The following is a 25,818-nucleotide window of genomic DNA, read 5'->3' on the forward strand; positions in this document are numbered from 1 at the left end:
CCCCCCGGCCGCGCGCCCCACGGGCCCGCGCATCATCCGGCTCGGCAGCCCCCGGCCCCGGCTCCGCATGGTCGGCCTCGGCCTGACCCTCGTACTGATCGCCTTCGCCGTACGCCTGCTCCAGGTCCAGGCCGTCGAGGCCGGCACCTATGCCGCCCAGGCCGAGCAGAACCGGTACGTCGGCTACACGCTGGCCGCCGAGCGCGGCCAGATCACCGACCGCTCCGGCGTGGCCCTGGCGACCAGCGTGGACGCGTACGACATCACGGCCGACCCCACGCTCTTCAGCCGCGAACAGCTCAAGATCGACGACGGTCCCGAGCAGGCCGCCGCCCTGCTCGCCCCGATCCTCGGCCAGGACCAGGCCGAGCTGACCGAGAAGCTGCGGACCAAGGGGCAGTACGTCAAGCTCGCCGGCCGGCAGACGCCGCAGGTCTGGAAGCAGATCAAGGACCTCAAGAGCGCACTGGCCACCAAGGCCGACGACGACCGCACCACCGTCAACGTCCTCGCCGGCGTCTTCGCGGTCGCCACCAGCAAGCGCGTGTACCCGAACAGCGACCTCGCCGCCGGGATACTGGGCTGGGTCAACGCCGACGGCAAGGGCGGCGGCGGGGTCGAGCAGAAGCTGAACACCCTGCTGTCCGGCAAGGACGGCAAGATCCGCTACGCCCAGGCCGGCGGCCGCCAGGTCCCGACCGCGGGCTCCACCGAGACCCCGGCGGTCCCCGGCAGCGACGTCGAGCTCACCATCGACCGCGACATCCAGTGGGCCGCCCAGGACGCCATCACCGAGCAGGTGAAGAAGTCCAAGGCGGACCGCGGGTACGTGATAGTGCAGGACACACAGACCGGCGAGATCCTCGCCATGGCCAACTCGCCCGGCTTCGACCCGGGCGACCTGTCCCAGGCCGACCCGGGCACCCTGCACAATTGGGCTCTGGAGGATGCCTACGAGCCCGGCTCCACCGCCAAGGTCATGTCGATGGCCGCCGTGCTGGAGGAGCACGCCGCCACGCCGCAGACGCACGTCGTCGTGCCCAACCGGCTGCACCGCGGCGACCGGCTCTTCAAGGACGACATCGACCACGAGACCTGGTACCTCACGCTCAACGGCGTGCTCGCCAAGTCCAGCAACATCGGCACCATCCTGGCCACCGGTCAGCTCGGCAAGACCCAGGCGCAGGCCAACCAGGTCCTCTACTCGTATCTGCGCAAGTTCGGCCTGGGCAGCTACAGCGGCCTCGACTTCCCCGGCGAGACCAAGGGCATCCTCGCGGCGCCGCAGGACTGGTCGACCTCGCAGCAGTACACGATTCCTTTCGGCCAGGGCGTCTCCCTCAACGCGATGCAGGCCGCGTCCGTCTACTCGACGATCGCCAACGGCGGCGTACGCGTCGAGCCCACGCTCGTCCGCGGCACCCAGGGACCCGACGGACGCTTCACGCCCGCCGCGAAGCCCGAGAAGTCCAGGGTGATCAGCGAGAAGACGGCGAAGACCCTCGCCCGGATGCTGGAGTCGGTGGTGGACGACCGGGAGGGCACCGGCGCCAAGGCGCGCATTCCCGGCTACCGGGTCGCGGGCAAGACGGGTACGGCCAACCGCGTGGATCCGGCCACCGGCAAGTACCACGGCTACACCTCCTCGTTCGCCGGATTCGCGCCCTCCGACAACCCCCGCGTCACCGTCTACTGCGCCATCCAGAACGCCACCGAGGGCAGCTACTTCGGCGGCCAGATCTGCGGACCCGTCTACAAGCAGGTCATGGAGTTCGCCCTGAAGACCCTCCAGGTCCCGCCCACCGGGGCCAAGTCCGCCAACCTCCCCGTCACCTTCAAACCCTGACCTGTACCGCTCAGCACGGAACCACCCAGGAATCAGCTCGTGACAACGATCACTCCCGATGCCGGGAACCAGGGCACGCCCGTGCCCTCACTTCGCTCCGAACGGGGTGTGCCCGGTACGCTCACCGCCGTGCCACACGCTGATCAGTCCCAAACCACCCAGAAGGGCCATCCCGTGACATATCCGGGGCCGCCCAGGCCGGTTCAGGTCTCCGCCACACCCCTCGCGGAGCTCGCCGGTCAGCTGGGTGTCGAACAGCCGGGGACCTCGACAAGCACGGCGGAGGTCACGGGCATCACCCATGACTCGCGCGCCGTCCGCCCCGGCGACCTGTACGCCGCCCTCCCGGGCGCCCGCCTGCACGGCGCCGACTTCGTCACCCAGGCCGCCGGCCTCGGCGCGGTCGCCGTGCTGACCGACCCGACCGGCGCCGAGCGCGCCGCGGCGACGGGGCTTGCGGTGCTGGTCGTCGACGACCCGCGCGCGCGGATGGGCGAACTCGCGGCCACCATCTACGGCCGTCCGGGCCGCGATCTGCTCCAGATCGGCATCACCGGCACCTCCGGAAAGACCACCACCGCGTACCTGGTGGAGGGCGGCCTGAAGGCCGTCCGCAACACCGGACTCATCGGCACCGTCGAGATGCGGATCGGCGACGAGCGCATCAAGTCCGAGCGCACCACCCCCGAAGCCACCGACCTCCAGGCCCTGTTCGCGGTCATGCGCGAGCGCGGTGTCGAGGCGGTCGCGATGGAGGTGTCCAGCCACGCGCTGGTGCTCGGCCGGGTCGACGGCTGTGTCTTCGACATCGGCGTCTTCACCAACCTCAGCCCGGAACACATGGAGTTCCACTCCGACATGGAGGACTACTTCCGGGCCAAGGCACAGCTCTTCACGCCGAAACGCAGCCGGCTCGGCGTGGTCAACGTCGACGACGAGTACGGCCGCAGGCTCGCCAAGGAAGCCACGGTCCCGGTCGTCACCTTCTCCGCCGAGGGCCACCCCGACGCCGACTGGCGTGCCGAGGACGTCCAGGTCGGCCCGATGGACTCGACGTTCACCGTGCTCGGCCCCAAGGGCGAGCGGATCGCCGCCAGGTCGCCGATCGCCGGGCCCTTCAACGTGGCCAACACCCTCGCCGCGATCACCGCCCTCGCCGCCGCGGGCCTCGACCCGCAGACCGCCGCCGACGGCATCGCCGCGGTGCCGGGCGTGCCGGGGCGCCTGGAGCGTGTGGACGCCGGCCAGCCGTATCTCGCGGTCGTGGACTACGCCCACAAGACGGACGCCGTCGAGTCCGTTCTCAAAGCACTCCGCAAGGTCACCGAGGGCAGGCTGCACATCGTGCTCGGCTGTGGCGGGGACCGTGACACGACCAAGCGCGCGCCGATGGGCGCCGCCGCGGCCCGGCTCGCCGACACCGCCGTACTGACCTCCGACAACCCCCGCTCGGAGGACCCGCTCGCGATCCTTGCAACCATGCTCGAGGGCGCGGCGTCCGTACCAGCACACGAGCGCGGCGAGGTCCAGGTCTTCGAGGACCGGGCCGCCGCGATCGCCGCCGCCGTCTCCCGCGCACAGCCGGGCGACACCGTGCTGGTCGCAGGCAAGGGCCACGAGCAGGGCCAGGACATCGCCGGAGTGGTCCGTCCCTTCGACGACCGCCAGGTGCTTCGAGAAGCCATCCAGAAGACCCAGGGATGAACTTGTGATCGCCCTCTCTCTCGCCGAGATCGCCTCAGTCGTCGGCGGGCAGACCCACGACATACCGGATCCGTCCGTCCAGGTCACCGGATCGGTGGTCCGGGACTCCCGCGAGGTGGAGCCCGGCAGCCTCTTCGTCGCCTTCGTCGGCGAACGCGTCGACGGCCACGACTTCGCCGAGCAGGTCGTCGCATCGGGCGCGGTCGCCGTACTGGCGTCGCGGCCCGTAGGCGTGCCCGCGATCGTCGTGGACGACGTGCAGAGGGCCCTCGGTGCCCTCGCCCGTCATGTCGTACGACGTCTCGGCGCGACCCTCGTCGCCCTGACCGGCTCGGCGGGCAAGACCAGCACCAAGGACCTGATCGCCCAGGTGCTGCAGCGCAAGGCGCCGACGGTGTGGACCCCCGGCTCGTTCAACAACGAGATCGGGCTGCCGCTGACCGCCCTCAGCGCCACCGACGAGACGAGGTTCCTCGTCCTGGAGATGGGCGCCCGCGGCGTCGGCCACATCCGCTACCTCACGGATCTGACGCCCCCGAAGATCGGCCTCGTCCTCAACGTCGGCACCGCCCACATCGGCGAGTTCGGCGGCCGGGAGCAGATCGCGCAGGCCAAGGGAGAGATCGTCGAGGGTCTGCCCAAGGACGGCACGGCCGTTCTCAACGCCGACGATCCTCTCGTACGGGCCATGGCCTCCCGTACGAAGGCGAAGGTGATCCTTTTCGGAGAGTCCGACGAAGCGGACGTACGCGCCGAGAACGTGAGACTCACGGACACCGGACAGCCCTCCTTCAGGCTTCGCACACCCTCCGGTGCAAGCGACGTGACCATGCGCCTGTACGGTGAGCACCACGTGTCGAACGCGCTCGCAGCGGCCGCCGTCGCCCATGAGCTGGGTATGTCCGCGGAAGAGATCGCCACCGCGCTCTCCGAGGCGGGCTCCCTCTCCCGCTGGCGGATGGAGGTCACCGAGCGCCCGGACGGCGTGACCGTCGTCAACGACGCCTACAACGCCAACCCAGAGTCCATGCGGGCCGCCCTGCGCGCCCTGGCAGCCATGGGCCGGGGGCGGCGGACCTGGGCGGTGCTCGGCAAGATGGCCGAGCTCGGGGACGAGGCGCTCGCCGAGCACGACGCGGTCGGACGGCTCGCCGTCCGGCTCAACGTCAGCAAGCTCGTCGCGGTCGGGGGCAGGGAAGCGTCCTGGCTCCAACTGGGCGCATATAACGAGGGTTCGTGGGGTGAGGAGTCGGTGCACGTGTCCGACGCACAGGCGGCGGTCGATCTGTTGCGCAGTCAGCTGCGCCCGGGAGACGTCGTACTCGTGAAGGCGTCCCGTTCGGTCGGCCTGGAGAGCGTCGCCACGGCGCTGCTCGGCGCCGAGGGTGAGGTTGCCGCCCGATGATGAAGCAGGTTCTGTTCGCAGGGGTCATTGGTCTGTTCCTGACCCTGGTCGGCACCCCGCTGCTGATCAAGCTGCTGGCCCGCAAGGGCTACGGCCAGTACATCCGCGACGACGGCCCGCGTGAGCACGCCAGCAAGCGCGGTACGCCGACGATGGGCGGTATCGCCTTCATCTTCGCGACGGTCGCCGCCTACTTCCTGTCCAAGGTCATCACCGGCTACCCCCCGACCTACTCGGGTCTGCTGGTGCTCGGCCTGATGGTCGGCATGGGTCTGGTCGGCTTCCTCGACGACTACATCAAGATCGTCAAGCGGCGCTCGCTGGGCCTGCGGGCCAAGGCGAAGATGGCCGGTCAGCTGATCGTCGGCATCAGCTTCGCGGTGCTCGCGCTGATGTTCCCGGACGCCCGCAACAACACTCCGGCCTCCGACAAGCTGTCGTTCATCACGGACTTCGGCTGGAAGATCGGCCCGGTGCTGTTCGTGGTCTGGGCGCTGTTCATGATCCTCGCGATGTCGAACGGCGTGAACCTGACGGACGGTCTGGACGGCCTGGCCACCGGCGCCTCCGTGCTCGTCTTCGGTGCCTACACCTTCATCGGTGTCTGGCAGTTCCAGGAGTCCTGCGCCAACGCGATCACCCTGACCAACCCGGGGGCCTGCTACGAGGTACGAGACCCCCTCGACCTGGCGGTCATCGCCTCGGCGTTGATGGGTGCCTGCCTCGGCTTCCTGTGGTGGAACACCTCGCCGGCGAAGATCTTCATGGGCGACACCGGTTCGCTCGCCCTCGGCGGTGTCCTCACGGGCCTGGCGATCTGCTCCCGCACCGAGCTCCTCGTGGCCATCATGGGCGGTCTGTTCGTCCTCATCACGATGTCGGTCGTCATCCAGGTCGGCTCCTTCAAGCTCACCGGCAAGCGCGTCTTCCGAATGGCGCCGCTCCAGCACCACTTCGAACTCAAGGGCTGGTCAGAAGTCCTTGTCGTGGTCCGCTTCTGGATCATCCAGGGCATCTGTGTGATCGTCGGCCTGGGTCTCTTCTACGCGGGATGGGCAGCAGAAAAGTGACCGACTGGCAGGGGAAGCACGTCACCGTCGCCGGACTCGGCGTCTCCGGCATCCCGGCGGCCAAGGTGCTGCACGCGCGTGGAGCGATCGTCACGGTCGTCAACGACGGCGACGACGCACGCGCGCGTGAGCAGGCCGCCGAACTGGAGGCACTGGGCATCCCGGTACGTCTCGGCGACGGCGCGACCCTGCCCGAGGGCACCGAGCTCATCGTCACCGCACCCGGCTGGAAGCCCGACAAGCCGCTGTTCGTGGCGGCCCGCGAGGCCGGCGTCGACGTCTGGGGGGACGTGGAGCTCGCCTGGCGGCTGCGCGGCCCCGACGCGGCACCCTGGCTAGCGATCACGGGCACCAACGGCAAGACCACGACCACCCAGATGCTGGCGTCCATCCTGAAGGCGGCCGGCCTGCGCACCGCCGCCGTCGGCAACATCGGCGTCTCCCTGCTGGACGCGGTGCTCGGCGAGGAGCAGTACGACGTACTCGCCGTGGAGTTGTCGAGCTACCAGCTCCACTGGGCACCCTCCCTGCGCGCCCACTCCGCCGCCGTCCTGAACCTGGCGCCGGACCACCTCGACTGGCACGGCTCCATGGAGGCGTACGCCGCCGACAAGGGCCGTATCTACGAGGGCAATCGCATCGCCTGCGTCTACAACGTGGATGCCACCGACAAACCGTCCACCGAGGACCTGGTGCGCGAGGCGGACGTCGAGGAGGGCTGCCGGGCCATCGGGTTCACTCTCGGCGCCCCCGGCCCCTCCCAACTCGGCGTCGTGGACGGCATCCTGGTCGACCGCGCCTTCGTCGAGAACCGGCAGAAGAACGCCCAGGAGCTCGCCGAGATCTCCGACGTCAACCCGCCGGCCCCGCACAACATCGCCAACGCCCTTGCGGCGGCGGCGCTCGCACGCGCCTTCGGGGTGCCCCCCAAGGCCGTACGGGACGGTCTGCGGGCCTTCACGCCGGACGCGCACCGCATCGCGCACGTGGCCGATGTGGACGGTGTCGCCTACGTCGACGACTCCAAGGCCACCAACACCCACGCGGCGGAGGCCTCGTTGGCGGCGTACGAGTCCATCGTCTGGATCGCGGGCGGGCTCGCCAAGGGCGCTTCCTTCGACGAACTGGTCGCCAAGTCGGCAAAGCGACTTCGTGCTGTGGTTCTGATCGGTGCCGACCGGGCTCTGATCCGCGAAGCCCTCGCGCGACACGCACCGGAAGTACCCGTGGTCGACCTCGACCGGACCGACACTGGGGCGATGCTCCAGGCGGTGACGGAGGCGAAGCGGCTGGCACAGCCCGGCGACACGGTGCTGCTGGCCCCGGCCTGTGCCTCCATGGACATGTTCACCAACTACAACAAGCGCGGTGACGCGTTCGCGGAGGCGGTTCGCGAACTCGGCTCCTGACCGACGTAGCGGAGGCTCTGATGCCCAGCAGCCGTACCGGCCGACCGCCCGTGCAGCGGGCCGTCAGACGTCCCGCCGCTTCCCGGACAGCGCGCCGGAATCCCGTCCAACGGCTCTACACGCGCGCGCGCGACGCCTGGGACCGGCCGCTGACGGCGTACTACCTGATCCTCGGTGGCAGTCTGCTGATCACCGTGCTCGGTCTGGTGATGGTCTACTCGGCCTCCCAGATCAAGGCGCTGCAGATGTCGCTGCCGGGCTCGTACTTCTTCCGCAAGCAGCTGCTCGCCGCCGCGATCGGCGCCGTACTGCTGCTCGTCGCCTCGCGGATGCCGGTGAAGCTGCACCGGGCGCTGGCCTACCCGATCCTCGCGGGCGCCGTGTTCCTCATGGCGCTGGTGCAGGTGCCGGGGATAGGGATGGCGGTCAACGGCAACCAGAACTGGATCGCGCTCGGCGGTTCCTTCCAGATCCAGCCCAGTGAGTTCGGCAAGCTCGCCCTGGTGCTGTGGGGCGCCGACCTGCTGGCCCGCAAGCAGGACAAGAAGCTGCTGACCCAGTGGAAGCACATGCTGGTGCCGCTCGTCCCGGTCGCCTTCATGCTGCTCGGGCTGATCATGCTCGGCGGTGACATGGGTACCGCGATCATCCTCACAGCGATCCTTTTCGGCCTTCTGTGGCTCGCGGGGGCGCCGACCCGGCTGTTCGTCGGAGTACTGTCGGTCGCCGCCGCGATCGGCATGATCCTCATCAAGACCAGCCCCAACCGGATGGCCCGGCTCCAGTGCATCGGTGCCACCGATCCGGGCCCGGGCGACGCCTGCTGGCAGGCCGTGCACGGAATCTACGCGCTCGCATCCGGTGGAATCTTCGGCTCCGGGCTCGGCGCCAGTGTGGAAAAATGGGGCCAACTCCCGGAAGCCCACACGGACTTCATCTTCGCCGTCACCGGTGAGGAGCTGGGCCTGGCGGGGACGCTGTCGGTGCTCGCCCTCTTCGCGGCTCTAGGCTATGCGGGTATCCGCGTGGCCGGCCGCACGGAGGACCCCTTCGTCAGGTATGCCGCGGGAGGCGTGACCACCTGGATCACCGCACAGGCGGTGATCAACATCGGTGCGGTGCTCGGCCTGCTGCCGATCGCCGGTGTCCCGCTCCCGCTGTTCTCCTACGGAGGATCCGCCCTGCTGCCGACCATGTTCGCCATCGGGCTGCTGATCGCCTTCGCACGTGACGAGCCCGCTGCACGGGCAGCGCTTTCGCTGCGGCAGCCCCGCTTTGGTAGAAAGCGGGGTGGCGGGGGGCCCACGGGGCCTCGGAGATGGAACACGATGCGACGGCGTGCCTCGGCGCGTTCGTCCGGAGAGCGGTGAATTTCGGTGCATGTCGTACTCGCCGGTGGGGGGACCGCCGGCCACATCGAGCCCGCGCTCGCCCTCGCGGACGCCCTGCGCAGGCAGGACCCGACCGTGGGGATCACGGCCCTCGGCACGGAGCGCGGCCTGGAGACCACGCTCGTCCCACAGCGGGGCTATGAGCTCGCGCTGATCCCGGCGGTGCCGCTGCCACGCAAGCCCACCCCTGAGCTGATCACCGTCCCGGGCCGGCTGCGCGGCACGATCAAGGCGGCCGAGCAGATCCTGGAGCGCACCAAGGCGGACGCCGTCGTCGGCTTCGGCGGGTATGTGGCCCTGCCCGGCTATCTCGCCGCCAAGCGGCTCGGGGTGCCGATCATCATCCACGAGGCCAACGCCCGGCCCGGTCTCGCCAACAAGATCGGCTCGCGGTACGCCGCCCAGGTCGCCGTCTCCACCCCGGACAGCAAGCTCCGGGGCGCCCGCTACATCGGCATCCCGTTGCGCCGCACCATCGCCACCCTCGACCGGGCCGCGGTCCGCCCCGAGGCCCGCGCGATGTTCGGCCTCGACCCCAACCTGCCGACCCTGCTGGTCTCCGGCGGCTCCCAGGGCGCCCGCCGCCTCAACGAGGTCGTCCAGCAGGTCGCCCCCTGGCTCCAGCAGGCCGGCATCCAGGTCCTGCACGCGGTCGGCCCGAAGAACGAACTGCCACAGGTGCACCAGATGCCGGGGATGCCCCCGTACATCCCGGTACCGTACGTGGACCGGATGGACCTCGCGTACGCCGCGGCCGACATGATGCTCTGCCGTGCGGGCGCGATGACCGTCGCCGAACTCTCCGCCGTCGGACTGCCGGCCGCCTATGTTCCGCTGCCCATCGGCAACGGCGAACAGCGGCTCAACGCCCAGCCGGTGGTCAAGGCCGGCGGTGGTCTGCTGGTCGACGACGCGGAGCTCACCCCCGAGTGGGTCCAGCAGAACGTGCTGCCCGTGCTCGCCGACCCGCACCGGCTCTACCAGATGTCCCGCGCCGCCGCCGAGTTCGGCCGCCGGGACGCCGACGACCTGCTCGTCGGCATGGTGTACGAGGCGATCGCCGCCAACCGTGCACACCGCTAGGCACATGTGACGAAGGGCAGGCAGCGTGGCCGGAACGACGACCGCCGAGCGCGGTGAACGCCAGCAGGAGTCGTCCGGCCCGCCCCCTGTCCGACGGTTGAGGGCGCCTCAGCCTCGTACGATCATCGTTCTCGCCGTCGTCCTGGTCCTGCTGGGCGCGGGCGGCGTCTGGGCCCTGTACGGCTCGCAGTGGCTGCGCGTGGAGCGGGTGTCGGTCTCCGGTACCGGTGTTCTGACGCCCGGACAGGTACGCGAGGCGGCCGCCGTGCCGGTCGGATCGCCGCTGATTTCCGTCGACACCGATGCGATTGAGGCACGGTTGCTCCGGAAATTGCCCCGAATTGACTCGGTTGATGTGGTCCGCTCCTGGCCCCATGGAATCGGCCTGAAAGTGGTTGAGCGCACTCCGGTTCTGATTGTCGAAAAGGGCGGAAAGTTTGTCGAAGTGGACGATGACGGCGTCCGTTTTGCCACGGTTTCTCTGGCCCCGAAAGACGTTCCCGCACTGGAATTGACGGTCTCCGAGTCGGGCTCCGGCGCCGCGAGCCTGCGCCGCTTCGGCGAGGACCGGCTCGTGCGCGAAGCCGTCCGGGTCGCCGGTGACATTCCGGCCGCCGTCGCGAAGAGCGCCCGGACCGTCAAGGTGCGTTCGTACGACGACATCTCACTGGAGTTGGGCGACGGCAGGACCATCGCGTGGGGGAGTGGCGAGAAGGGTGCCGCCAAGGCCCGTACGCTCACCGCTCTTCTGAAAGCGGCGCCCGGCGCGCGGTACTTCGACGTCTCGGTTCCCACCGCCCCTGCGTCATCAGGGAGTTGACGTACATCCGCGCAGGCCAGCACCCTGGTTGGCTACCGCTACGGCTGATCACATAGGGTGAAAAGAAAAACGGGAGGTTCGGCGTGTTCGTTGAACGTGCGCCACTTGTCGACTTAGTGTCCTGTTCAGAAGACTCCAGGGAACAGACACACTGGTAACCCTAAACTTCAACGTTAGGGTTCGGGTCGGCGCTATGGACCGTCCCATTCGGCATCCGTCGCGTATCGCATCACCCGCGAGACGACGACACGTAACTCGAGGCGAGAGGCCTTCGACGTGGCAGCACCGCAGAACTACCTCGCAGTCATCAAAGTCATCGGTGTCGGCGGCGGTGGTGTCAATGCCATCAACCGGATGATCGAGGTCGGTCTCAAGGGCGTCGAGTTCATCGCCATCAACACCGACGCTCAGGCGCTGTTGATGAGCGACGCCGACGTCAAGCTCGACGTCGGCCGTGAACTCACCCGCGGACTCGGCGCCGGAGCCAACCCGGCCGTCGGCCGCAAGGCGGCCGAGGACCACCGCGAGGAGATCGAGGAGGTCCTCAAGGGGGCCGACATGGTCTTCGTGACGGCCGGCGAAGGCGGCGGCACCGGTACCGGCGGCGCACCCGTCGTGGCCAACATCGCCCGCAACCTCGGCGCCCTCACCATCGGCGTGGTCACCCGCCCCTTCACCTTCGAGGGCCGCCGTCGCGCCAACCAGGCCGAGGACGGCATCGCGGAACTCCGCGAAGAGGTCGACACCCTCATCGTCATCCCGAACGACCGGCTGCTGTCCATCTCGGACCGCCAGGTCTCGGTCCTCGACGCCTTCAAGTCGGCCGACCAGGTCCTGCTCTCCGGCGTCCAGGGCATCACCGACCTCATCACCACGCCGGGTCTGATCAACCTCGACTTCGCCGACGTCAAGTCGGTCATGTCCGAGGCCGGTTCGGCTCTCATGGGCATCGGCTCGGCCCGCGGCGACGACCGCGCGGTGGCCGCCGCCGAGATGGCGATCTCCTCGCCGCTCCTCGAGGCCTCCATCGACGGCGCCCGCGGCGTCCTCCTCTCCATCTCCGGTGGCTCCGACCTCGGTCTGTTCGAGATCAACGAGGCCGCCCAGCTGGTCTCCGAGGCCGCCCACCCCGAGGCCAACATCATCTTCGGCGCGGTCATCGACGACGCCCTCGGCGACGAGGTCCGGGTCACCGTGATCGCGGCCGGCTTCGACGGCGGCCAGCCGCCGGCCCGCCGGGACACCGTCCTCGGTTCGACCTCGTCCTCGGCCCGCCGCGAGGAGCCCACTCCGGTACGGCAGACCGAGAGCCGTCCGTCCTTCGGCTCGCTCGGCAGTGTCACGCCGAAGGAGGAGCCGGAGCCCGCGCCCGAGCCGGTGGCCGACCTCCCGGTCGCCCCGCCGGTGCCGCCGTCGCGGACCTACTCGGACAGTGCGGCCGAGGAGCTGGACGTGCCGGACTTCCTGAAGTGATAGGACAGCGCGACACCGTGAGCGGCGCGCACTTCGCCTTCACCGACAGGTGGGGCGGGGTGAGCGCCGTTCCGTACGAGGAGCTCAACCTCGGCGGGGCGGTCGGCGACGACGCCGGCGCCGTACGCACGAATCGCGAACTGGCCGCCAAGTCGCTGGGGATCGACCCCGGCCGGGCGGTCTGGATGAACCAGGTGCACGGGGCGGAGGTGGCTGTGGTCTCCGAGGTGTGGGGCGACCGTCCGGTGCCGGAGGTCGACGCCGTCGTCACCGGCGAGCGCGGCCTCGCCCTCGCCGTCCTCACCGCCGACTGCACGCCCGTTCTGCTCGCCGACCCCGTCGCCGGAGTCGTCGGCGCGGCCCACGCGGGGCGGCCCGGCATGATCGCCGGGGTCGTCCCGGCCGCCGTACGGGCCATGACCGAACTCGGCGCCGAGCCCGCCCGGATCGTCGCCCGCACCGGACCCGCCGTCTGCGGCCGGTGCTACGAGGTGCCGGATGCGATGCGCGCCGACGTGGCCGCCGTCGAACCGGCGGCGTACGCCGAGACGAGCTGGGGCACCCCCGCGGTGGACGTGACCGCCGGAGTGCACGCGCAGCTCGAACGGCTCGGGGTGCGCGACCGGGAGCAGTCGCCGGTGTGCACGCTCGAGTCGGGCGACCACTACTCGTACCGCCGCGATCGCACCACGGGGCGACTCGCGGGATATGTCTGGTTGGACTGAGAGAGCATGACGGACCGTAAGGGCGAACTCGCCGCAAACCTGGCGCAGGTGGAGGACCGGATCGCCGCCGCGTGCGCGGCCGCGGGCCGCAAGCGCGAGGAGGTGACCCTGATCGTGGTCACCAAGACCTACCCCGCGAGCGATGTGCGCATGCTGTCGGAACTCGGTGTGCGCGACGTCGCCGAGAACAAGGACCAGGACGCGGCACCCAAGGCCGCCGAGTGCTCGGATTTGCCGCTGACTTGGCATTTCGTGGGCCAGCTGCAGACCAACAAGGTGCGTTCTGTGGCTGGTTATGCCGATATGGTGCAGTCCGTCGACCGTGCTCGACTCGTCACGGCGCTCTCCAGGGAAGCGGAGCGGCAGGGGCGAGAACTCGGCTGTCTGATCCAGGTCGCGCTCGACGCGAGCGAAGGCGGACGCGGGGAGCGCGGGGGTGTCGGGCCCGATGGAATCGAAGAGTTGGGCGAACTCGTGGCAGCGGCGCCGGGTCTGCGGCTGGCGGGTCTGATGACCGTCGCACCGCTCACCGGTGTTTACGCGGGACGCGAACTCGCGGCGTTCGAGCGGCTGATGGATTTGTCGACCGACCTGCGCCGAGCCCATCCGGCTGCGAACATGGTGTCGGCAGGGATGAGTGCGGATCTCGAGCAGGCCGTGGCAGCCGGAGCGACACATGTGCGCGTCGGTACGGCGGTACTCGGAGTCCGCGCGAGGCTCGGGTAACGTCGCCAGGAAGTCGGACCACAGCAGAAAATATGGTCATTACCGCCGAAAGGCGGGTGTAACGACCACGTGGATCGCGGGCACTTGGCAGTTCGTCAGCCGATCCACCACAGAGCGGAGGACTCAGAGCATGGCCGGCGCGATGCGCAAGATGGCGGTCTACCTCGGCCTCGTGGAGGACGATGGTTACGACGGCCGCGGTTTCGACCCCGATGACGACTTCGAACCCGAACTGGACCCGGAGCCCGAGCGTGACCACCGGCGGCATGAGCCGGTGCACCAGGCACACAGTGCACATCAGTCCCAAAGGGACGAAGAGGTGCGAATCGTGCAGCCGTCGGTGTCGCGCGAGCCGATCGCCCGTTCCGCTTCGCTGGCCGCTGAATCCGGACGTCCCGCGCGGATCGCGCCCGTGGCGTCCATCACACAAGAACGTCAAAGCCTGGAGAAGAACGCACCGGTGATCATGCCCAAGGTCGTGTCGGAACGAGAGCCTTACCGGATCACCACGCTCCACCCGCGGACCTACAACGAGGCCCGTACCATCGGGGAACACTTCCGTGAGGGCACCCCGGTGATCATGAATCTGACTGAGATGGATGACACAGACGCCAAGCGACTTGTCGACTTTGCGGCTGGTTTGGTGTTTGGTCTTCACGGCAGCATCGAGCGGGTGACGCAGAAGGTGTTCCTGTTGTCGCCTGCTAACGTCGATGTCACGGCGGAGGACAAGGCCCGTATCGCAGAGGGCGGGTTCTTCAATCAGAGCTGAGACAGCCGACCGGTAAGAAGTACGGAACAGGGGAGAGGGAAAGACAGGCCATGGGCGTGTTCGCGCAGGTGATCTACATCGCGCTGATGGTGTTCCTCATCGTGCTCATCTTCCGGTTGGTCATGGACTACGTCTTCCAGTTCGCCCGCTCGTGGCAACCTGGCAAGGCGATGGTGGTCGTTCTGGAGGCCACCTACACTGTCACCGATCCACCGCTGAAGCTTCTGCGGCGGTTCATCCCGCCGCTGCGTCTCGGGGGCGTGGCGCTCGACCTGTCCTTCTTCGTACTGATGATCATCGTCTACATCTTGATCTCCATCGTGGGGAATCTCGCGAGGTGACAGTGGACGATACGGTCTTGCCGACTGCCGATGACTACGTTGAGGTGAAGAGATGCCGTTGACCCCCGAGGACGTGCGGAACAAGCAGTTCACGACCGTCCGCCTCCGAGAAGGCTATGACGAGGACGAGGTCGATGCCTTCCTCGATGAGGTCGAAGCCGAACTGACGCGCCTGCTGCGCGAGAACGAGGACCTGCGCGCCAAACTGGCCGCGGCGACGCGTGCCGCTGCTCAGAACCAGCAGAACATGCGCAAGCCTCCGGAGGGCCCCGGCGGCCCCCAGGACCAGCAGCAGGGTATGCCCCAGCAGGGCGGAATGCCGCAGCAGGGTATGCCCCAGCAGGGCGGAATGCCGCAGCAGGGCATGCGTGGGCCCGGCGGCCCCGTGCCGGCCGGCATATCGGGCCCGCCGCAGCAGCAGATGGGCGGCCCCATGGGCGGCCCGCCTCAGCTGCCGAGCGGTGCGCCGCAGCTGCCTGCCGGTCCCAGCGGTGGTCAGGGTGGCCAGCAGGGTCCCGGTCCGATGGGCCAGGGTCCGATGGGTCAGGGCCCGATGGGTCAGGGTCCGATGGGTCAGGGTCCGATGGGTGGCCAGCCCCCCATGCAGCAGCAGATGGGCGGCCCCATGGGCGGTCCGATGGGTGGCCCCATGGGCGGTGGCCCCATGGGCGGTCCGGGTCAGGGTCCCGGTGGCGACAGCGCCGCTCGTGTCCTCTCGCTGGCCCAGCAGACCGCCGACCAGGCGATCGCCGAGGCCCGTTCCGAGGCCAACAAGATCGTCGGCGAGGCGCGTTCGCGTGCCGAGGGTCTCGAGCGTGACGCCCGTGCCAAGGCCGACGCCCTGGAGCGGGACGCGCAGGAGAAGCACCGCGTCGCGATGGGCTCCCTGGAGTCCGCCCGCGCCACGCTGGAGCGCAAGGTCGAGGACCTGCGCGGCTTCGAGCGCGAGTACCGCACACGGCTGAAGTCCTACCTGGAGTCGCAGCTGCGTCAGCTGGAGACCCAGGCCGACGACTCGCTGGCCCCGCCGCGCACCCCCGCGACCGCGTCGCTTCCGCCGTCCCCGGCGCCCTCCATGGCCCCGGCCGGCGCGAGCGCCCCGTCGTACGGCGGCAACCCGGGCGGCATGGGCGGAGCCCCGGCTCCGGCGGCGCCGTCCTACGGTGGCCAGCAGCAGATGTCGCCCGCGATGACCCAGCCGATGGCTCCGGTCCGGCCGCAGGGCCCCGGCCCGATGGGCCAGGCCCCGTCGCCGATGCGCGGGTTCCTCATCGACGAGGACGACAACTGACGAGTTGTAGTACGCCTTAGGCGTCGGCAGCGTTCAAAGGGACGAGCCCCGGACTCCGGTCCGGGGCTCGCCCCTTTTACGCGTGTTGATCGCTGTGCCTGTGCTTGCGTCTGCGCCTGGGACTGCGCAGGCGAGGGAACCGGAAGGGCCCGGCTCCCCGAGTGGGGGGGCCGGGCCCTCGGCTGTCCTGCGGTTACGCCTTGCGCAGGCGGAACGTCAGCGACAGACCCTCGTCGGTGAAGGCATCGCCGTATGTGGCGTCCGCCTCACCCTGGTCGCTGTGCTCGTTCAGGAAGGCGGTCGCCAGGACCTCGTCGGCGATCAGCCTCGCGTGCTCGGTCAGGGCCGCGATCACCGCCGGGTCCGTGGACGTCCAGCGCAGCGCGATGCGGTCGGCCACGTCGAGGCCGCTGTTCTTGCGGGCCTCCTGGATCAGACGGATCGCGTCACGGGCGAGGCCCGCCTGCCGCAGCTCCTCGGTGATCTCCAGGTCGAGAGCGACCGTCGCACCCGAGTCGGACGCCACCGACCAGCCCTCGCGCGGGGTCTCTGTGATGATCACCTCGTCCGGGGCCAGGGTGATCGTCTCGCCGTCGACCTCGACCGACGCCGTGCCCTCGCGCAGGGCGAGGGACAGGGCGGCCGCGTCGGCGTGCGCGACGGCCTTCGCCACCTCCTGGACGCGCTTGCCGAAACGCTTGCCCAGGGCGCGGAAGTTGGCCTTGGCGGTGGTGTCCACCAGGCTGCCGCCGACTTCGCTCAGCGACGCCAGGGACTCGACGTTCAGCTCCTCCGTGATCTGCGCGTGCAGTTCACGGTCGAGGGCGTCGAAGCCGGTCGCGGCGATGAGCGCACGGGACAGCGGCTGACGGGTCTTCACACCCGACTCCGCGCGCGTGGCCCGGCCCAGCTCCACGAGCCGGCGCACCAGGACCATCTGCTTCGACAGCTCCGGGTCGATGGCGTCGAGGTCCGCCTCCGGCCAGGACGCCAGGTGCACCGACTCCGGGGCGGCCGGGGAGACCGGAACCACCAGGTCCTGCCAGACCCGCTCGGTGATGAACGGGGTCAGCGGGGCCATCAGCTTCGTCACCGTCTCGACGACCTCGTGCAGTGTGCGCAGCGCGGCCTTGTCGCCCTGCCAGAAGCGGCGACGGGAGCGGCGGACGTACCAGTTGGACAGGTCGTCGACGAACGCGGACAGGAGCTTGCCGGCGCGCTGGGTGTCGTACGCCTCCAGAGCCTGCGTCACCTGGTCGGTGAGCGCGTGGAGTTCGGACAGCAGCCAGCGGTCCAGGACCGGGCGGTCGGCCGGGGCCGGGTCGGCCGCGGACGGTGCCCAGTTCGACGTGCGCGCGTACAGCGCCTGGAAGGCGACCGTGTTCCAGTACGTCAGGAGCGTCTTGCGGACGACCTCCTGGATCGTGCCGTGGCCCACGCGGCGGGCCGCCCACGGGGAACCGCCCGCCGCCATGAACCAGCGCACCGCGTCCGCGCCGTGCTGGTCCATCAGCGGGATCGGCTGCAGGATGTTGCCCAGGTGCTTGGACATCTTGCGGCCGTCCTCGGCGAGGATGTGGCCGAGGCACACGACGTTCTCGTACGAGGACTTGTCGAAGACCAGGGTGCCGATGGCCATGAGGGTGTAGAACCAGCCGCGCGTCTGGTCGATGGCCTCGGAGATGAACTGCGCCGGGTACCGGCTCTCGAACAGCTCCTTGTTCTTGTACGGGTAGCCCCACTGCGCGAACGGCATCGAACCCGAGTCGTACCAGGCGTCGATGACCTCCGGCACGCGCGTGGCCGTCTTCGCGCACTGCGGGCAGCCGAAGGTGACGTCGTCGATGAACGGGCGGTGCGGGTCCAGGCCCGACTGGTCCGTGCCCGTCAGCTCGGTGAGTTCCGCGCGGGAGCCGACCACGGTCAGGTGGTCGTCCTCGCAGCGCCAGATCGGCAGCGGGGTGCCCCAGTAGCGGTTGCGGGACAGCGCCCAGTCGATGTTGTTCTGCAGCCAGTCGCCGAAGCGGCCGTGCTTGACCGTGTCCGGGAACCAGTTGGTCTTCTCGTTCTCCTGGAGGAGACGGTTCTTGACCTCGGTGGTGCGGATGTACCAGGACGGCTGCGCGTAGTAGAGGAGCGCGGTGTGGCAGCGCCAGCAGTGCGGGTAGCTGTGCTCGTACGGGATGTGCTTGAAGAGGAGGCCGCGCTGCTGGAGGTCCGCGGTGAGCTGTTCGTCCGCCTTCTTGAAGAAGACGCCGCCGACCAGGGGGACGTCCTCCTCGAAGGTGCCGTCGGGGCGGACGGGGTTCACCACGGGCAGTCCGTACGCGCGGCAGACCTTGAGGTCGTCCTCACCGAAGGCGGGGGACTGGTGGACCAGGCCCGTACCGTCCTCGGTCGTGACGTATTCGGCGTTGACGACGAAATGTGCCGCTTCCGGGAACTCCACGAGCTCGAACGGACGTTGATAGGTCCAGCGCTCCATCTCGGCGCCGGTGAAGGACTGGCCGGTGGTCTCCCAGCCCTCGCCGAGCGACTTGGCGACGAGGGGCTCGGCGACGACGAGCTTCTCCTGGCCGTCGGTCACCACGACGTAGGTGACCTCGGGATGGGCGGCGACCGCGGTGTTGGAGACCAGCGTCCAGGGCGTGGTCGTCCACACCAGGAGCGCGGCCTCACCGGCGAGCGGACCGGAGGTGAGCGGGAAACGGACGTACACGGACGGGTCGACGACCGTCTCGTAGCCCTGCGCCAGCTCATGGTCGGAGAGGCCGGTGCCGCAGCGGGGGCACCAGGGGGCGACGCGGTGGTCCTGGACCAGCAGGCCCTTGTTGAAGATCTCCTTGAGCGACCACCAGACCGACTCGATGTACTCGGGGTCCATCGTGACGTAGGCGTCGTCGAGGTCGACCCAGTAGCCCATGCGGGTCGTCAGCTCGGAGAAGGCGTCGGTGTGGCGCAGCACGGAGTCGCGGCACCTGGCGTTGAACTCCGCGATGCCGTACGCCTCGATGTCCTGCTTGCCGGAGAAGCCGAGCTCCTTCTCCACCGCGAGCTCCACCGGGAGGCCGTGGCAGTCCCAGCCGGCCTTGCGGGCCACGTGGTAGCCGCGCATGGTGCGGAAGCGCGGGAAGACGTCCTTGAAGACGCGCGCCTCGATGTGGTGGGCGCCGGGCATGCCGTTGGCGGTGGGCGGGCCCTCGTAGAACACCCATTCGGGGCGGCCCTCGGACTGCTCCAGGCTCTTGGCGAAGATCTTCTGCTCGCGCCAGAACTCGAGCACGGCGTGCTCGAGGGCGGGCAGGTCGACCTGGGCGGGCACCTGGCGGTACGTAGGCGATGTCATCAGCGAGCTTCCTCCGGCGGACTTGCTGCCTTCCGTCCGGAGGGACGAGAGCTGTCTTGTGTACGCCGGTTTCGGCGCGCTCCCGCGGTACCACCCTCCTTGGCTCCCCGGTGCGCCTTTCGCACCGATGAGCCCCCTCATTGGGGTCGCGATGCCGGGTCTACCACCCCACGTGGGGCTTCTTCCGGCGGCTCCGGGGTGATCTTCACGTCGCGCTCGCCCCCGGGCTTCCACCATCCCCGGGTCGCTCTGGGCCGCGTACGCCGCTACTCGTCCCCATCCATGCTTTTCGCTCCGCCCAGTGTACGGCGCCGCACGGACAGCGGCCGACCGGTTTTCCGTGCCCGGGGACGCGGGCGTCGCACGGCGGGGAGTGACCCGAATGGAGCGGTACGCGTGTTCGGATTCTGGGACGCACGGCACGGCGGATTACCCGGCGGGGAGCTGGGCACAACGCATGAAGGTTCGGCGCGCCCCATGCGCGAGCCGGGCGAATCGGTCGGTGTGCCCCGTTGCCGTGGGACTCAAGTCGATTTATCGTCCCAGCACGATTCGCGTGCAAGATCACAATATGTGAAGGGGCCGCGGCCATGGTGGCGAAGAAGACCGCCGTACAGCAGTCGGCGTCGGGCAGTTCGGGGGCTGCCAAGGCCTCCGGTGGTGCGGCCAAGGACGTGGGTGGGAAGAAGAGTGCACAGGGAGGTGCCGAGGGGCGTGCCGCCAAGGCCGGCAAGGCCGTGAAGACGGCGGTGGCCAAGAGCCCCGCGAAGAAGACTCCGGCCAAGAAGGCCATGGCGTCCAAGGCGGCTCCCGCGCGGAAGACCGTCGAGAAGGAGGGGCCCGAGAGACCGGCGGCCAAGAAGGCCGCCGTGAAGAAGACGGCCACGAAGACGGCGGCCACGAAGACGACTGTCAAGAAGGCGGCGGCGAAGAAGACGGCGGCCGACAAGACGGCGGCCAAAAAGACCGCTGCCGCGAAGAGCACCTCGACGAAGACCAGCTCCACGAAGAGTGCGGCCGGCAAGAGCACGGCCGAGAAGGCGGGCGCGGCGCAGGCCGCGAAGCAGACGGGAGCCACGACGGTGGTTGCGAAGAAGACTCCTGGCACGGCCACGGCGGCGAAGACCGCCGTCCCCAAGGCACGCCTCGCCGCGGCGGTGGAGCCGGGCGAGCTCGCGGTCCGCCCCGGCGAGGACCCCTGGACGCCGGAGGAGGTCCAGGAGGCGCGTGCCGAGCTCCAGTCCGAGGCGCTGCGGCTGGGCGCCGAGATCACGTCGTCCGAGGAGTCCCTCGTGGGCCTGATGCGGGACTCCGGGGACGGTGCGGGCGACGACGACGCCGATACCGGCACCAAGAACATCACGCGCGAGCACGAGATGGCCCTCGCGGCCAACGCGCGCGAGATGCTGATCCAGACCGAGCGCGCCCTGGAGCGGCTCGACGCGGGTACCTACGGCCTGTGCGAGAACTGTGGCAAGGCCATCGGCAAGGCGCGTATGCAGGCCTTCCCGCGGGCCACGCTCTGTGTGGAGTGCAAGCAGAAGCAGGAACGCCGGTACTGAGGGTGCGGTGGGGCGTGCCGTACCCTCGTCCTCAGTCAGGTACCTAGGTCGAGGGACTCACGTGGCAGAGGCGGAGCGCATCATCGGTACGCCGGACTCCCCGGAGGGGGCGGAGACCGAGCCGGAGCAGTCATCCGGTGCGGAGAGGCAGGGGAGCGCCGAGGCGCGGCCCAGGGGGAAGCGGCGGATCGCCGTGCTGTTCGCGGTCGCCACGTTCGCGTACGTCCTCGACCTGGGCAGCAAGATGATCGTGGTCGCCAAGCTGGAGCACCACGCGCCGATCGAGATCATCGGGGACTGGCTGAAGTTCGAGGCGATCCGCAACGCGGGCGCGGCCTTCGGCTTCGGCGAGGCCTTCACCGTGATCTTCACGGTGATCGCGGCCGCCGTGATCGTGGTGATCGCCCGGCTCGCCCGCAAGCTCTACAGCCTGCCCTGGGCGATCGCGCTGGGCATGCTGCTGGGCGGTGCGCTCGGCAACCTCACCGACCGGATCTTCCGCTCGCCCGGCGTCTTCGAGGGCGCGGTCGTGGACTTCATCGCGCCCAAGCACTTCGCGGTGTTCAACCTGGCCGACTCGGCGATCGTGTGCGGCGGCATCCTGATCGTGCTGCTGTCCTTCAAGGGCCTCGACCCGGACGGGACCGTCCACAAGGACTGAGGGATCGAGGGGTCCCGGCCGAGGGTTTTCCACAGGCTCGCGTCGGGGCCGTCGGCGCTGTCCTGCATACTCGTCGAGTGAGCCCGATTCCCGAGATCCGTACCCTGCCCGTGCCCGACGGCCTGGAGGGCGAGCGTGTCGACGCCGCCATCTCCCGCATGTTCGGCTTCTCCCGTACCAAGGCCGCCGAACTCGCCGCCGCGGGGAAGGTCGCGGTCGACGGGTCGGTGGTCGGGAAGTCCGAGCGGGTCCATGGCGGCGCCTGGCTCGAGGTGGAGATGCCACAGGCGCCGGCGCCCGTGCAGATCGTCGCCGAGCCCGTCGAGGGCATGGAGATCGTGCACGACGACGATGACGTGATCGTGATCGTCAAGCCCGTCGGCGTCGCCGCGCACCCCTCGCCGGGCTGGACCGGGCCGACCGTCATCGGCGGTCTCGCCGCCGCCGGCTACCGGATCTCGACCTCCGGCGCCGCCGAGCGCCAGGGCATCGTGCACCGGCTGGACGTGGGCACCTCCGGCCTCATGACGGTCGCCAAGTCGGAGCGGGCGTACACCTCGCTCAAGCGCCAGTTCAAGGAGCGCACGGTCGACAAGCGCTACCACACGCTTGTGCAGGGCCACCCGGACCCGACGAGCGGCACCATCGACGCACCCATCGGCCGCCACCCCCAGCACGACTACAAGTGGGCGGTCACGGCCGAGGGCAAGCCGTCGATCACCCACTACGACCTCATCGAGGCGTTCCGCGCGGCCTCCCTGCTCGACGTGAAGCTGGAGACCGGCCGCACCCACCAGATCCGCGTCCACATGGCCGCCCACCGCCACCCCTGCGTCGGCGACCTGACCTACGGCGCCGACCCGACCCTCGCCAAGCGGCTGCACCTGACCCGCCAGTGGCTGCACGCCGTCCGCCTCGGCTTCGAGCACCCCGGGGACGGACAGTGGGTCGAGTTCGAGAGCGACTACCCGGCCGACCTGCAGAAGGCCCTGGACCAGGTCCGCGAGGAGACGTACGGATGAGTCTGCCGTCGTACGCGGTCCGGGTCGCCGAGGACCCCGCCGACCGCGAGCTGTGCTTCGCGGTGCGCAAGGAGGTCTTCGTCGCCGAGCAGGGGGTGCCGCAGGACCTGGAGTACGACGCGTACGACGCCGTCGCCGTGCATGTGCTGGCCGTGCGGGACGACGGGGTGCCGCTGGGCACCGGTCGGCTGCTGCACGGCTCTCCGGCCGCGGACAAGGTCGGCGGTGACCTGACGCTGGGATCGCTCGGGCGGCTCGCCGTCACCCAGGAGGCGCGCGGACTGGGGGTCGGTGTCGCGCTCGTGCGGGCCATCGAGGACGCGGCACGGGCGCTGGGGCTGGCGGCGGTGGATCTGCACGCGCAGACGCATGCGCTGGGGTTCTACGAGCGGCTGGGGTACGAGGCGTACGGGCCGGAGTACCTGGAGGCGGGGAGAGCGCACCGGGGGATGCGGCGCGCTCTGTAGCGAGGGGTGCTCTGTAGCGAGGGGTGCGCTCTGTAACACAGGGTGCCGAAAACACTGGTGAGAACCGTGGCGTGGCAGGCTTGAGGTCTGTCGTCCGACGCCCAGAGCTCATCGGAGTGCTGACCGTGGATCAGTTGGCCCTGCTGTTCGTGCTGTTGCTCGGGGCCGTGGTGAGCGTCCCGGTCGGTGACCGGGTCGGGTTGCCGGCGCCGGTGCTGATGACCCTGCTCGGGATCGTCCTCGCGCTGCTCGACTTCGTGCCCAACGTCGAGATCTCGCCGGAGCTGATCCTGCCGCTCCTGCTGCCACCGCTGCTCTACGCCGCCGTACGGCGGACTTCCTGGCGGCAGTTCGCGGCCAACATCAGGCCGATCTTCCTACTCGCCGTGGCGCTGGTGTTCGTCACCACCCTGTGTGTGGCCCTCGTCGCGGGCGCGATCGTGCCGGGGCTGCCGATCGCCGCCGCCGTGGCCCTCGGGGCGCTGGTCGCACCGCCCGACCCGGTCGCGGCGACCGCCGTCGCCGGGCAGCTCGGGCTGCCGCGCCGACTGGTGTCGATCCTGGAGGGGGAGGGGCTCTTCAACGACGTGACGGCGATCGTGCTGTACCACGTGGCGATCGCCGCGGCCGTCAGCGGCACGTTCTCGCCCTGGCGGGCCGGCCTCGACCTGGTGCTGTCCGCCGTGGTCGCCGTCGTCGTCGGCGTCGCCCTCGGCTGGGGCGCCAACAAGCTCATGGATCTGCTCGACGACGCGACCCTGCAGATCGGCCTCACCCTCCTCGTGCCGTACGCCTCCTATGTGCTGGCCGAGGAGCTCCACGGCTCCGGGGTGCTCGCCGTGCTCACCACCGCCCTCTTCCTCGCCGAATACGCCATCGACGCCGACGACGTGCTCACGCGGCTCGCCGGGCACACGTTCTGGGACATCGTCGACACGCTGGTCACCGGCGTGGCCTTCGGGCTGATCGGGCTCGAACTGCACAACGCCATCCGGACCGCGTCCGGGCGGTGGGGCGAGATGCTCGGCTGGGCGGCCGCGATCGTGGGGGTCGTCGTCCTCGTCCGGCTGCTGTGGCTGTTGCCCGCGACCTGGGTCGCCAAGCGGCTGCACGCCAAGCAGGACTACGCCGAGGAGATCCCGATGAGCTGGCGGGAGACCGTCGTCATGTGGTGGTCCGGGATGCGCGGAGTGGCGTCCGTGGCGCTGGCCCTGGCGATCCCGCTGAAGACCGACGACGGGTCCGCCTTTCCCGACCGGGACGAGATCGTCTTCATCGCGTTCGGCGTCATCATGGCGACCCTCGTGCTCCAGGGGCTGACCCTGCCCTGGCTCGTGAAGAAGCTCGGCGTGAAGGCCGACACCGAGCGGGAGAAGGAGTTCGAGAAGACGCTGGCGATCCGTGCCGCCAAGGCCGCCAAACGCCGACTGCGGGAGATCGAGGAGGTCGAGGAGCTGTCGGAGGAGCTGACCGAGCAGCTGCTGCGGCGGGCGTTCGAGATCGGGGTGCGGATCAGCCCGGACATGGCGGACGAGGAGCGGCGGGAGGCGCACGAGCAGCGGGTGAAGCGACTGAGGCGGATCCGGCGGATCCAGGGCGAGATGATGAGCGCCGCGCGGCACGAGGTGCTGGCGGCGCGCAGTGAGGCGGGGGCCGATCCCGAGGTCGTGGACCGGGTGTTGAGACACCTCGACGTGCGCAGCCTGCGGTGAGCTGTCCGTCGTATGGCAGTCGTGTAAAGGGCAACGACTGTGCGGGCGGCCCTTCTTAGGGTGGGGGCATGTCTCGCAACATCGTGATCAGTGGTGGCGGTACGGGAATCGGGCTCGCGGCGGCGCAGGCCTTCGCGGCGGACGGGGATCGGGTGCTGCTGCTCGGGCGGCGGGCCGAGGTGCTGGAGAAGGCCGGGGTGCCGGGGGCGCTGACGTACGCGGCCGATCTCAGTGACACGGCGCAGGTGCGTGGGGTCGCCGGGTTCGTGGCCCGGGAGCTGGGGACCGTGGATGTGCTGGTCCACAGCGCGGGCGGGACCGGGCAGCTCGAACCGCCCGCCTGCGGTGACGATCCGCTGGACGCCGTCGCCCATGCCTGGACCGTCAACTTCCGGCTCAATCTGCTGAGCGCGGCGCTGCTCACCGAGGCCCTGAAGGACCGGCTCGCCGAGCCCGGCGGGCGGGTGCTGTTCGTCAGCTCCATCGCCGCCTACCGGGGGTCCGGCAGCGGGGCGTACGCGGCGGCCAAGGCCGGACTGCATCCGTACGCCCATGACCTGGCCCGGGAGCTCGGACCGCGCGGGATCACCGTGAACGTCGTCGCGCCCGGCTACATCGAGGACACCGAGTTCTTCGGGGCGGCCATCGACCCCGCCCGGCGCGCACGGCTCGTCGCCGACACCGCGAACGGGCGCGCCGGGACGCCCGGGGACATCGCCGGCACGCTGCAATGGCTGGCCTCGCCGGGCGCCGGGCACGTCACCTCGCAGATCGTGCAGGTCAATGGGGGTGCCGAGCGGGGGCGTTGATCTTGGCGGGGTGGTGCGGGTGGGGCTGTTTCGTGAGTCGGCTCCGGTCCCCGGGGTGGCCCGTCTTGTCTGCTGGGGGTTCGGGGGTCGTCCCCCGGGAGAGTGCAGTACTTCGCAGATCGTGCAGGTCAATGGGGGTGCCGAGCGGGGGCAGTGAGTGGTCGTCAGCGGCCGGCCCTCGGG

Annotated in this window: 21 protein-coding genes; 20 read left to right on the forward strand and 1 reads right to left on the reverse strand. The window is 69.7% G+C overall.

All coding sequences use genetic code 11. The features are described from left to right. The 14 genes from TN53_RS36130 to TN53_RS36195 form a co-directional block, all read left to right on the forward strand. The coding region (locus TN53_RS36130) for a peptidoglycan D,D-transpeptidase FtsI family protein (RefSeq protein ID WP_046263049.1) at positions 1–1,846 on the forward strand (1,846 nt) is incomplete at its 5' end. 174 nt (positions 1,847–2,020) lie between these two features. Then, positions 2,021–3,550 (forward strand): UDP-N-acetylmuramoyl-L-alanyl-D-glutamate--2,6-diaminopimelate ligase, encoded by a 1,530-nt coding sequence (locus TN53_RS36135; protein ID WP_046263050.1) that lies wholly within the window; start codon positions 2,021–2,023, stop codon positions 3,548–3,550. Between the two features lie 4 nt (positions 3,551–3,554). Continuing rightward, the gene (locus TN53_RS36140) at positions 3,555–4,955 is read left to right on the forward strand and encodes a UDP-N-acetylmuramoyl-tripeptide--D-alanyl-D-alanine ligase (RefSeq protein ID WP_046263051.1); all 1,401 of its coding nucleotides are present in this window, start codon (positions 3,555–3,557) and stop codon (positions 4,953–4,955) included. Then, on the forward strand, positions 4,952–6,025 hold the full coding sequence (gene mraY / locus TN53_RS36145) for a phospho-N-acetylmuramoyl-pentapeptide-transferase (RefSeq protein ID WP_199924715.1): 1,074 nt from the start codon (positions 4,952–4,954) through the stop codon (positions 6,023–6,025). Before TN53_RS36140 ends, mraY begins: the two co-directional genes overlap by 4 nt. Continuing rightward, complete coding sequence (gene murD / locus TN53_RS36150) at positions 6,007–7,434, forward strand: UDP-N-acetylmuramoyl-L-alanine--D-glutamate ligase (protein WP_046263052.1); 1,428 nt, start codon at positions 6,007–6,009, stop codon at positions 7,432–7,434. Before mraY ends, murD begins: the two co-directional genes overlap by 19 nt. 20 nt (positions 7,435–7,454) lie before the next feature. After that, the gene (ftsW, locus tag TN53_RS36155; protein ID WP_046263053.1) at positions 7,455–8,804 is read left to right on the forward strand and encodes a putative lipid II flippase FtsW; all 1,350 of its coding nucleotides are present in this window, start codon (positions 7,455–7,457) and stop codon (positions 8,802–8,804) included. A 6-nt stretch (positions 8,805–8,810) separates the two neighbouring features. Further along, positions 8,811–9,908 carry an undecaprenyldiphospho-muramoylpentapeptide beta-N-acetylglucosaminyltransferase gene (gene murG, locus TN53_RS36160; RefSeq protein WP_046263054.1) on the forward strand — a complete coding sequence of 366 codons (1,098 nt, stop codon included), beginning with the start codon at positions 8,811–8,813 and terminating at the stop codon, positions 9,906–9,908. A 25-nt stretch (positions 9,909–9,933) separates the two neighbouring features. Further along, positions 9,934–10,728, forward strand: coding sequence for a cell division protein FtsQ/DivIB (locus TN53_RS36165; RefSeq protein WP_046263055.1), 795 nt, complete (start codon positions 9,934–9,936; stop codon positions 10,726–10,728). A gap of 276 nt (positions 10,729–11,004) precedes the next feature. Beyond that, a complete protein-coding gene (gene ftsZ / locus TN53_RS36170; RefSeq protein ID WP_046263056.1) occupies positions 11,005–12,201 on the forward strand; it encodes a cell division protein FtsZ in 1,197 nt (398 codons plus the stop codon). Then, positions 12,198–12,926: a peptidoglycan editing factor PgeF gene (gene pgeF / locus TN53_RS36175; protein WP_046263057.1), complete on the forward strand. Its 729-nt coding sequence runs from the start codon at positions 12,198–12,200 to the stop codon at positions 12,924–12,926. Before ftsZ ends, pgeF begins: the two co-directional genes overlap by 4 nt. Before the next feature lie 6 nt (positions 12,927–12,932). Continuing rightward, a complete protein-coding gene (locus TN53_RS36180) occupies positions 12,933–13,652 on the forward strand; it encodes a YggS family pyridoxal phosphate-dependent enzyme (protein WP_046263058.1) in 720 nt (239 codons plus the stop codon). Between the two features lie 130 nt (positions 13,653–13,782). Further along, positions 13,783–14,424 carry a cell division protein SepF gene (locus tag TN53_RS36185; protein WP_046263059.1) on the forward strand — a complete coding sequence of 214 codons (642 nt, stop codon included), beginning with the start codon at positions 13,783–13,785 and terminating at the stop codon, positions 14,422–14,424. A gap of 50 nt (positions 14,425–14,474) precedes the next feature. After that, a complete protein-coding gene (locus TN53_RS36190; protein ID WP_037937545.1) occupies positions 14,475–14,765 on the forward strand; it encodes a YggT family protein in 291 nt (96 codons plus the stop codon). 52 nt (positions 14,766–14,817) lie between these two features. Further along, entirely contained in the window at positions 14,818–16,056 is a 1,239-nt protein-coding gene (locus TN53_RS36195) for a DivIVA domain-containing protein (RefSeq protein WP_046263060.1), read from the forward strand. A gap of 193 nt (positions 16,057–16,249) precedes the next feature. Here the strand turns inward: TN53_RS36195 and ileS are convergent, their stop codons facing one another. Continuing rightward, a complete protein-coding gene (ileS, locus tag TN53_RS36200) occupies positions 16,250–19,402 on the reverse strand; it encodes an isoleucine--tRNA ligase (RefSeq protein ID WP_046263061.1) in 3,153 nt (1,050 codons plus the stop codon). Positions 19,403–19,992: 590 nt separating this feature from the next. On the opposite strand from ileS, the gene TN53_RS36205 reads away from it, so the two are divergent. From TN53_RS36205 to TN53_RS36230, 6 genes are all read left to right on the forward strand, one after another. Next, positions 19,993–20,964 (forward strand): TraR/DksA family transcriptional regulator, encoded by a 972-nt coding sequence (locus TN53_RS36205; protein ID WP_052745374.1) that lies wholly within the window; start codon positions 19,993–19,995, stop codon positions 20,962–20,964. A gap of 61 nt (positions 20,965–21,025) precedes the next feature. Continuing rightward, positions 21,026–21,625, forward strand: coding sequence for a signal peptidase II (gene lspA, locus TN53_RS36210; RefSeq protein ID WP_046263062.1), 600 nt, complete (start codon positions 21,026–21,028; stop codon positions 21,623–21,625). Between the two features lie 77 nt (positions 21,626–21,702). After that, positions 21,703–22,647 carry an RluA family pseudouridine synthase gene (locus tag TN53_RS36215; RefSeq protein WP_046263063.1) on the forward strand — a complete coding sequence of 315 codons (945 nt, stop codon included), beginning with the start codon at positions 21,703–21,705 and terminating at the stop codon, positions 22,645–22,647. Then, entirely contained in the window at positions 22,644–23,114 is a 471-nt protein-coding gene (locus tag TN53_RS36220) for a GNAT family N-acetyltransferase (RefSeq protein ID WP_046263064.1), read from the forward strand. Before TN53_RS36215 ends, TN53_RS36220 begins: the two co-directional genes overlap by 4 nt. 125 nt (positions 23,115–23,239) lie before the next feature. Beyond that, entirely contained in the window at positions 23,240–24,826 is a 1,587-nt protein-coding gene (locus tag TN53_RS36225) for a Na+/H+ antiporter (RefSeq protein WP_046263068.1), read from the forward strand. A gap of 68 nt (positions 24,827–24,894) precedes the next feature. Then, positions 24,895–25,635 (forward strand): SDR family NAD(P)-dependent oxidoreductase, encoded by a 741-nt coding sequence (locus tag TN53_RS36230; RefSeq protein WP_046263065.1) that lies wholly within the window; start codon positions 24,895–24,897, stop codon positions 25,633–25,635. The last annotated feature ends 183 nt before the right edge of the window (positions 25,636–25,818 follow it).

The organism is Streptomyces sp. WM6386, assembly GCF_000972385.1.
Classification (GTDB): Bacteria; Actinomycetota; Actinomycetes; order Streptomycetales; family Streptomycetaceae; genus Streptomyces.

Excerpts from the sequence above, each read along its gene's own strand:
- mraY (WP_199924715.1), top strand. The coding sequence starts at position 4,952 with ATGATGAAGCAGGTTCTGTTCGCAGGGGTCATTGGTCTGTTCCTGACC.
- murD (WP_046263052.1), top strand. The coding sequence starts at position 6,007 with ATGGGCAGCAGAAAAGTGACCGACTGGCAGGGGAAGCACGTCACCGTC.
- ftsW (WP_046263053.1), top strand. The coding sequence starts at position 7,455 with ATGCCCAGCAGCCGTACCGGCCGACCGCCCGTGCAGCGGGCCGTCAGA.
- TN53_RS36180 (WP_046263058.1), top strand. The coding sequence starts at position 12,933 with ATGACGGACCGTAAGGGCGAACTCGCCGCAAACCTGGCGCAGGTGGAG.
- TN53_RS36185 (WP_046263059.1), top strand. The coding sequence starts at position 13,783 with ATGGCCGGCGCGATGCGCAAGATGGCGGTCTACCTCGGCCTCGTGGAG.
- TN53_RS36190 (WP_037937545.1), top strand. The coding sequence starts at position 14,475 with ATGGGCGTGTTCGCGCAGGTGATCTACATCGCGCTGATGGTGTTCCTC.
- TN53_RS36195 (WP_046263060.1), top strand. The coding sequence starts at position 14,818 with ATGCCGTTGACCCCCGAGGACGTGCGGAACAAGCAGTTCACGACCGTC.
- ileS (WP_046263061.1), bottom strand. The coding sequence starts at position 19,402 with ATGACATCGCCTACGTACCGCCAGGTGCCCGCCCAGGTCGACCTGCCC.
- TN53_RS36205 (WP_052745374.1), top strand. The coding sequence starts at position 19,993 with ATGGTGGCGAAGAAGACCGCCGTACAGCAGTCGGCGTCGGGCAGTTCG.
- TN53_RS36220 (WP_046263064.1), top strand. The coding sequence starts at position 22,644 with ATGAGTCTGCCGTCGTACGCGGTCCGGGTCGCCGAGGACCCCGCCGAC.
- TN53_RS36230 (WP_046263065.1), top strand. The coding sequence starts at position 24,895 with ATGTCTCGCAACATCGTGATCAGTGGTGGCGGTACGGGAATCGGGCTC.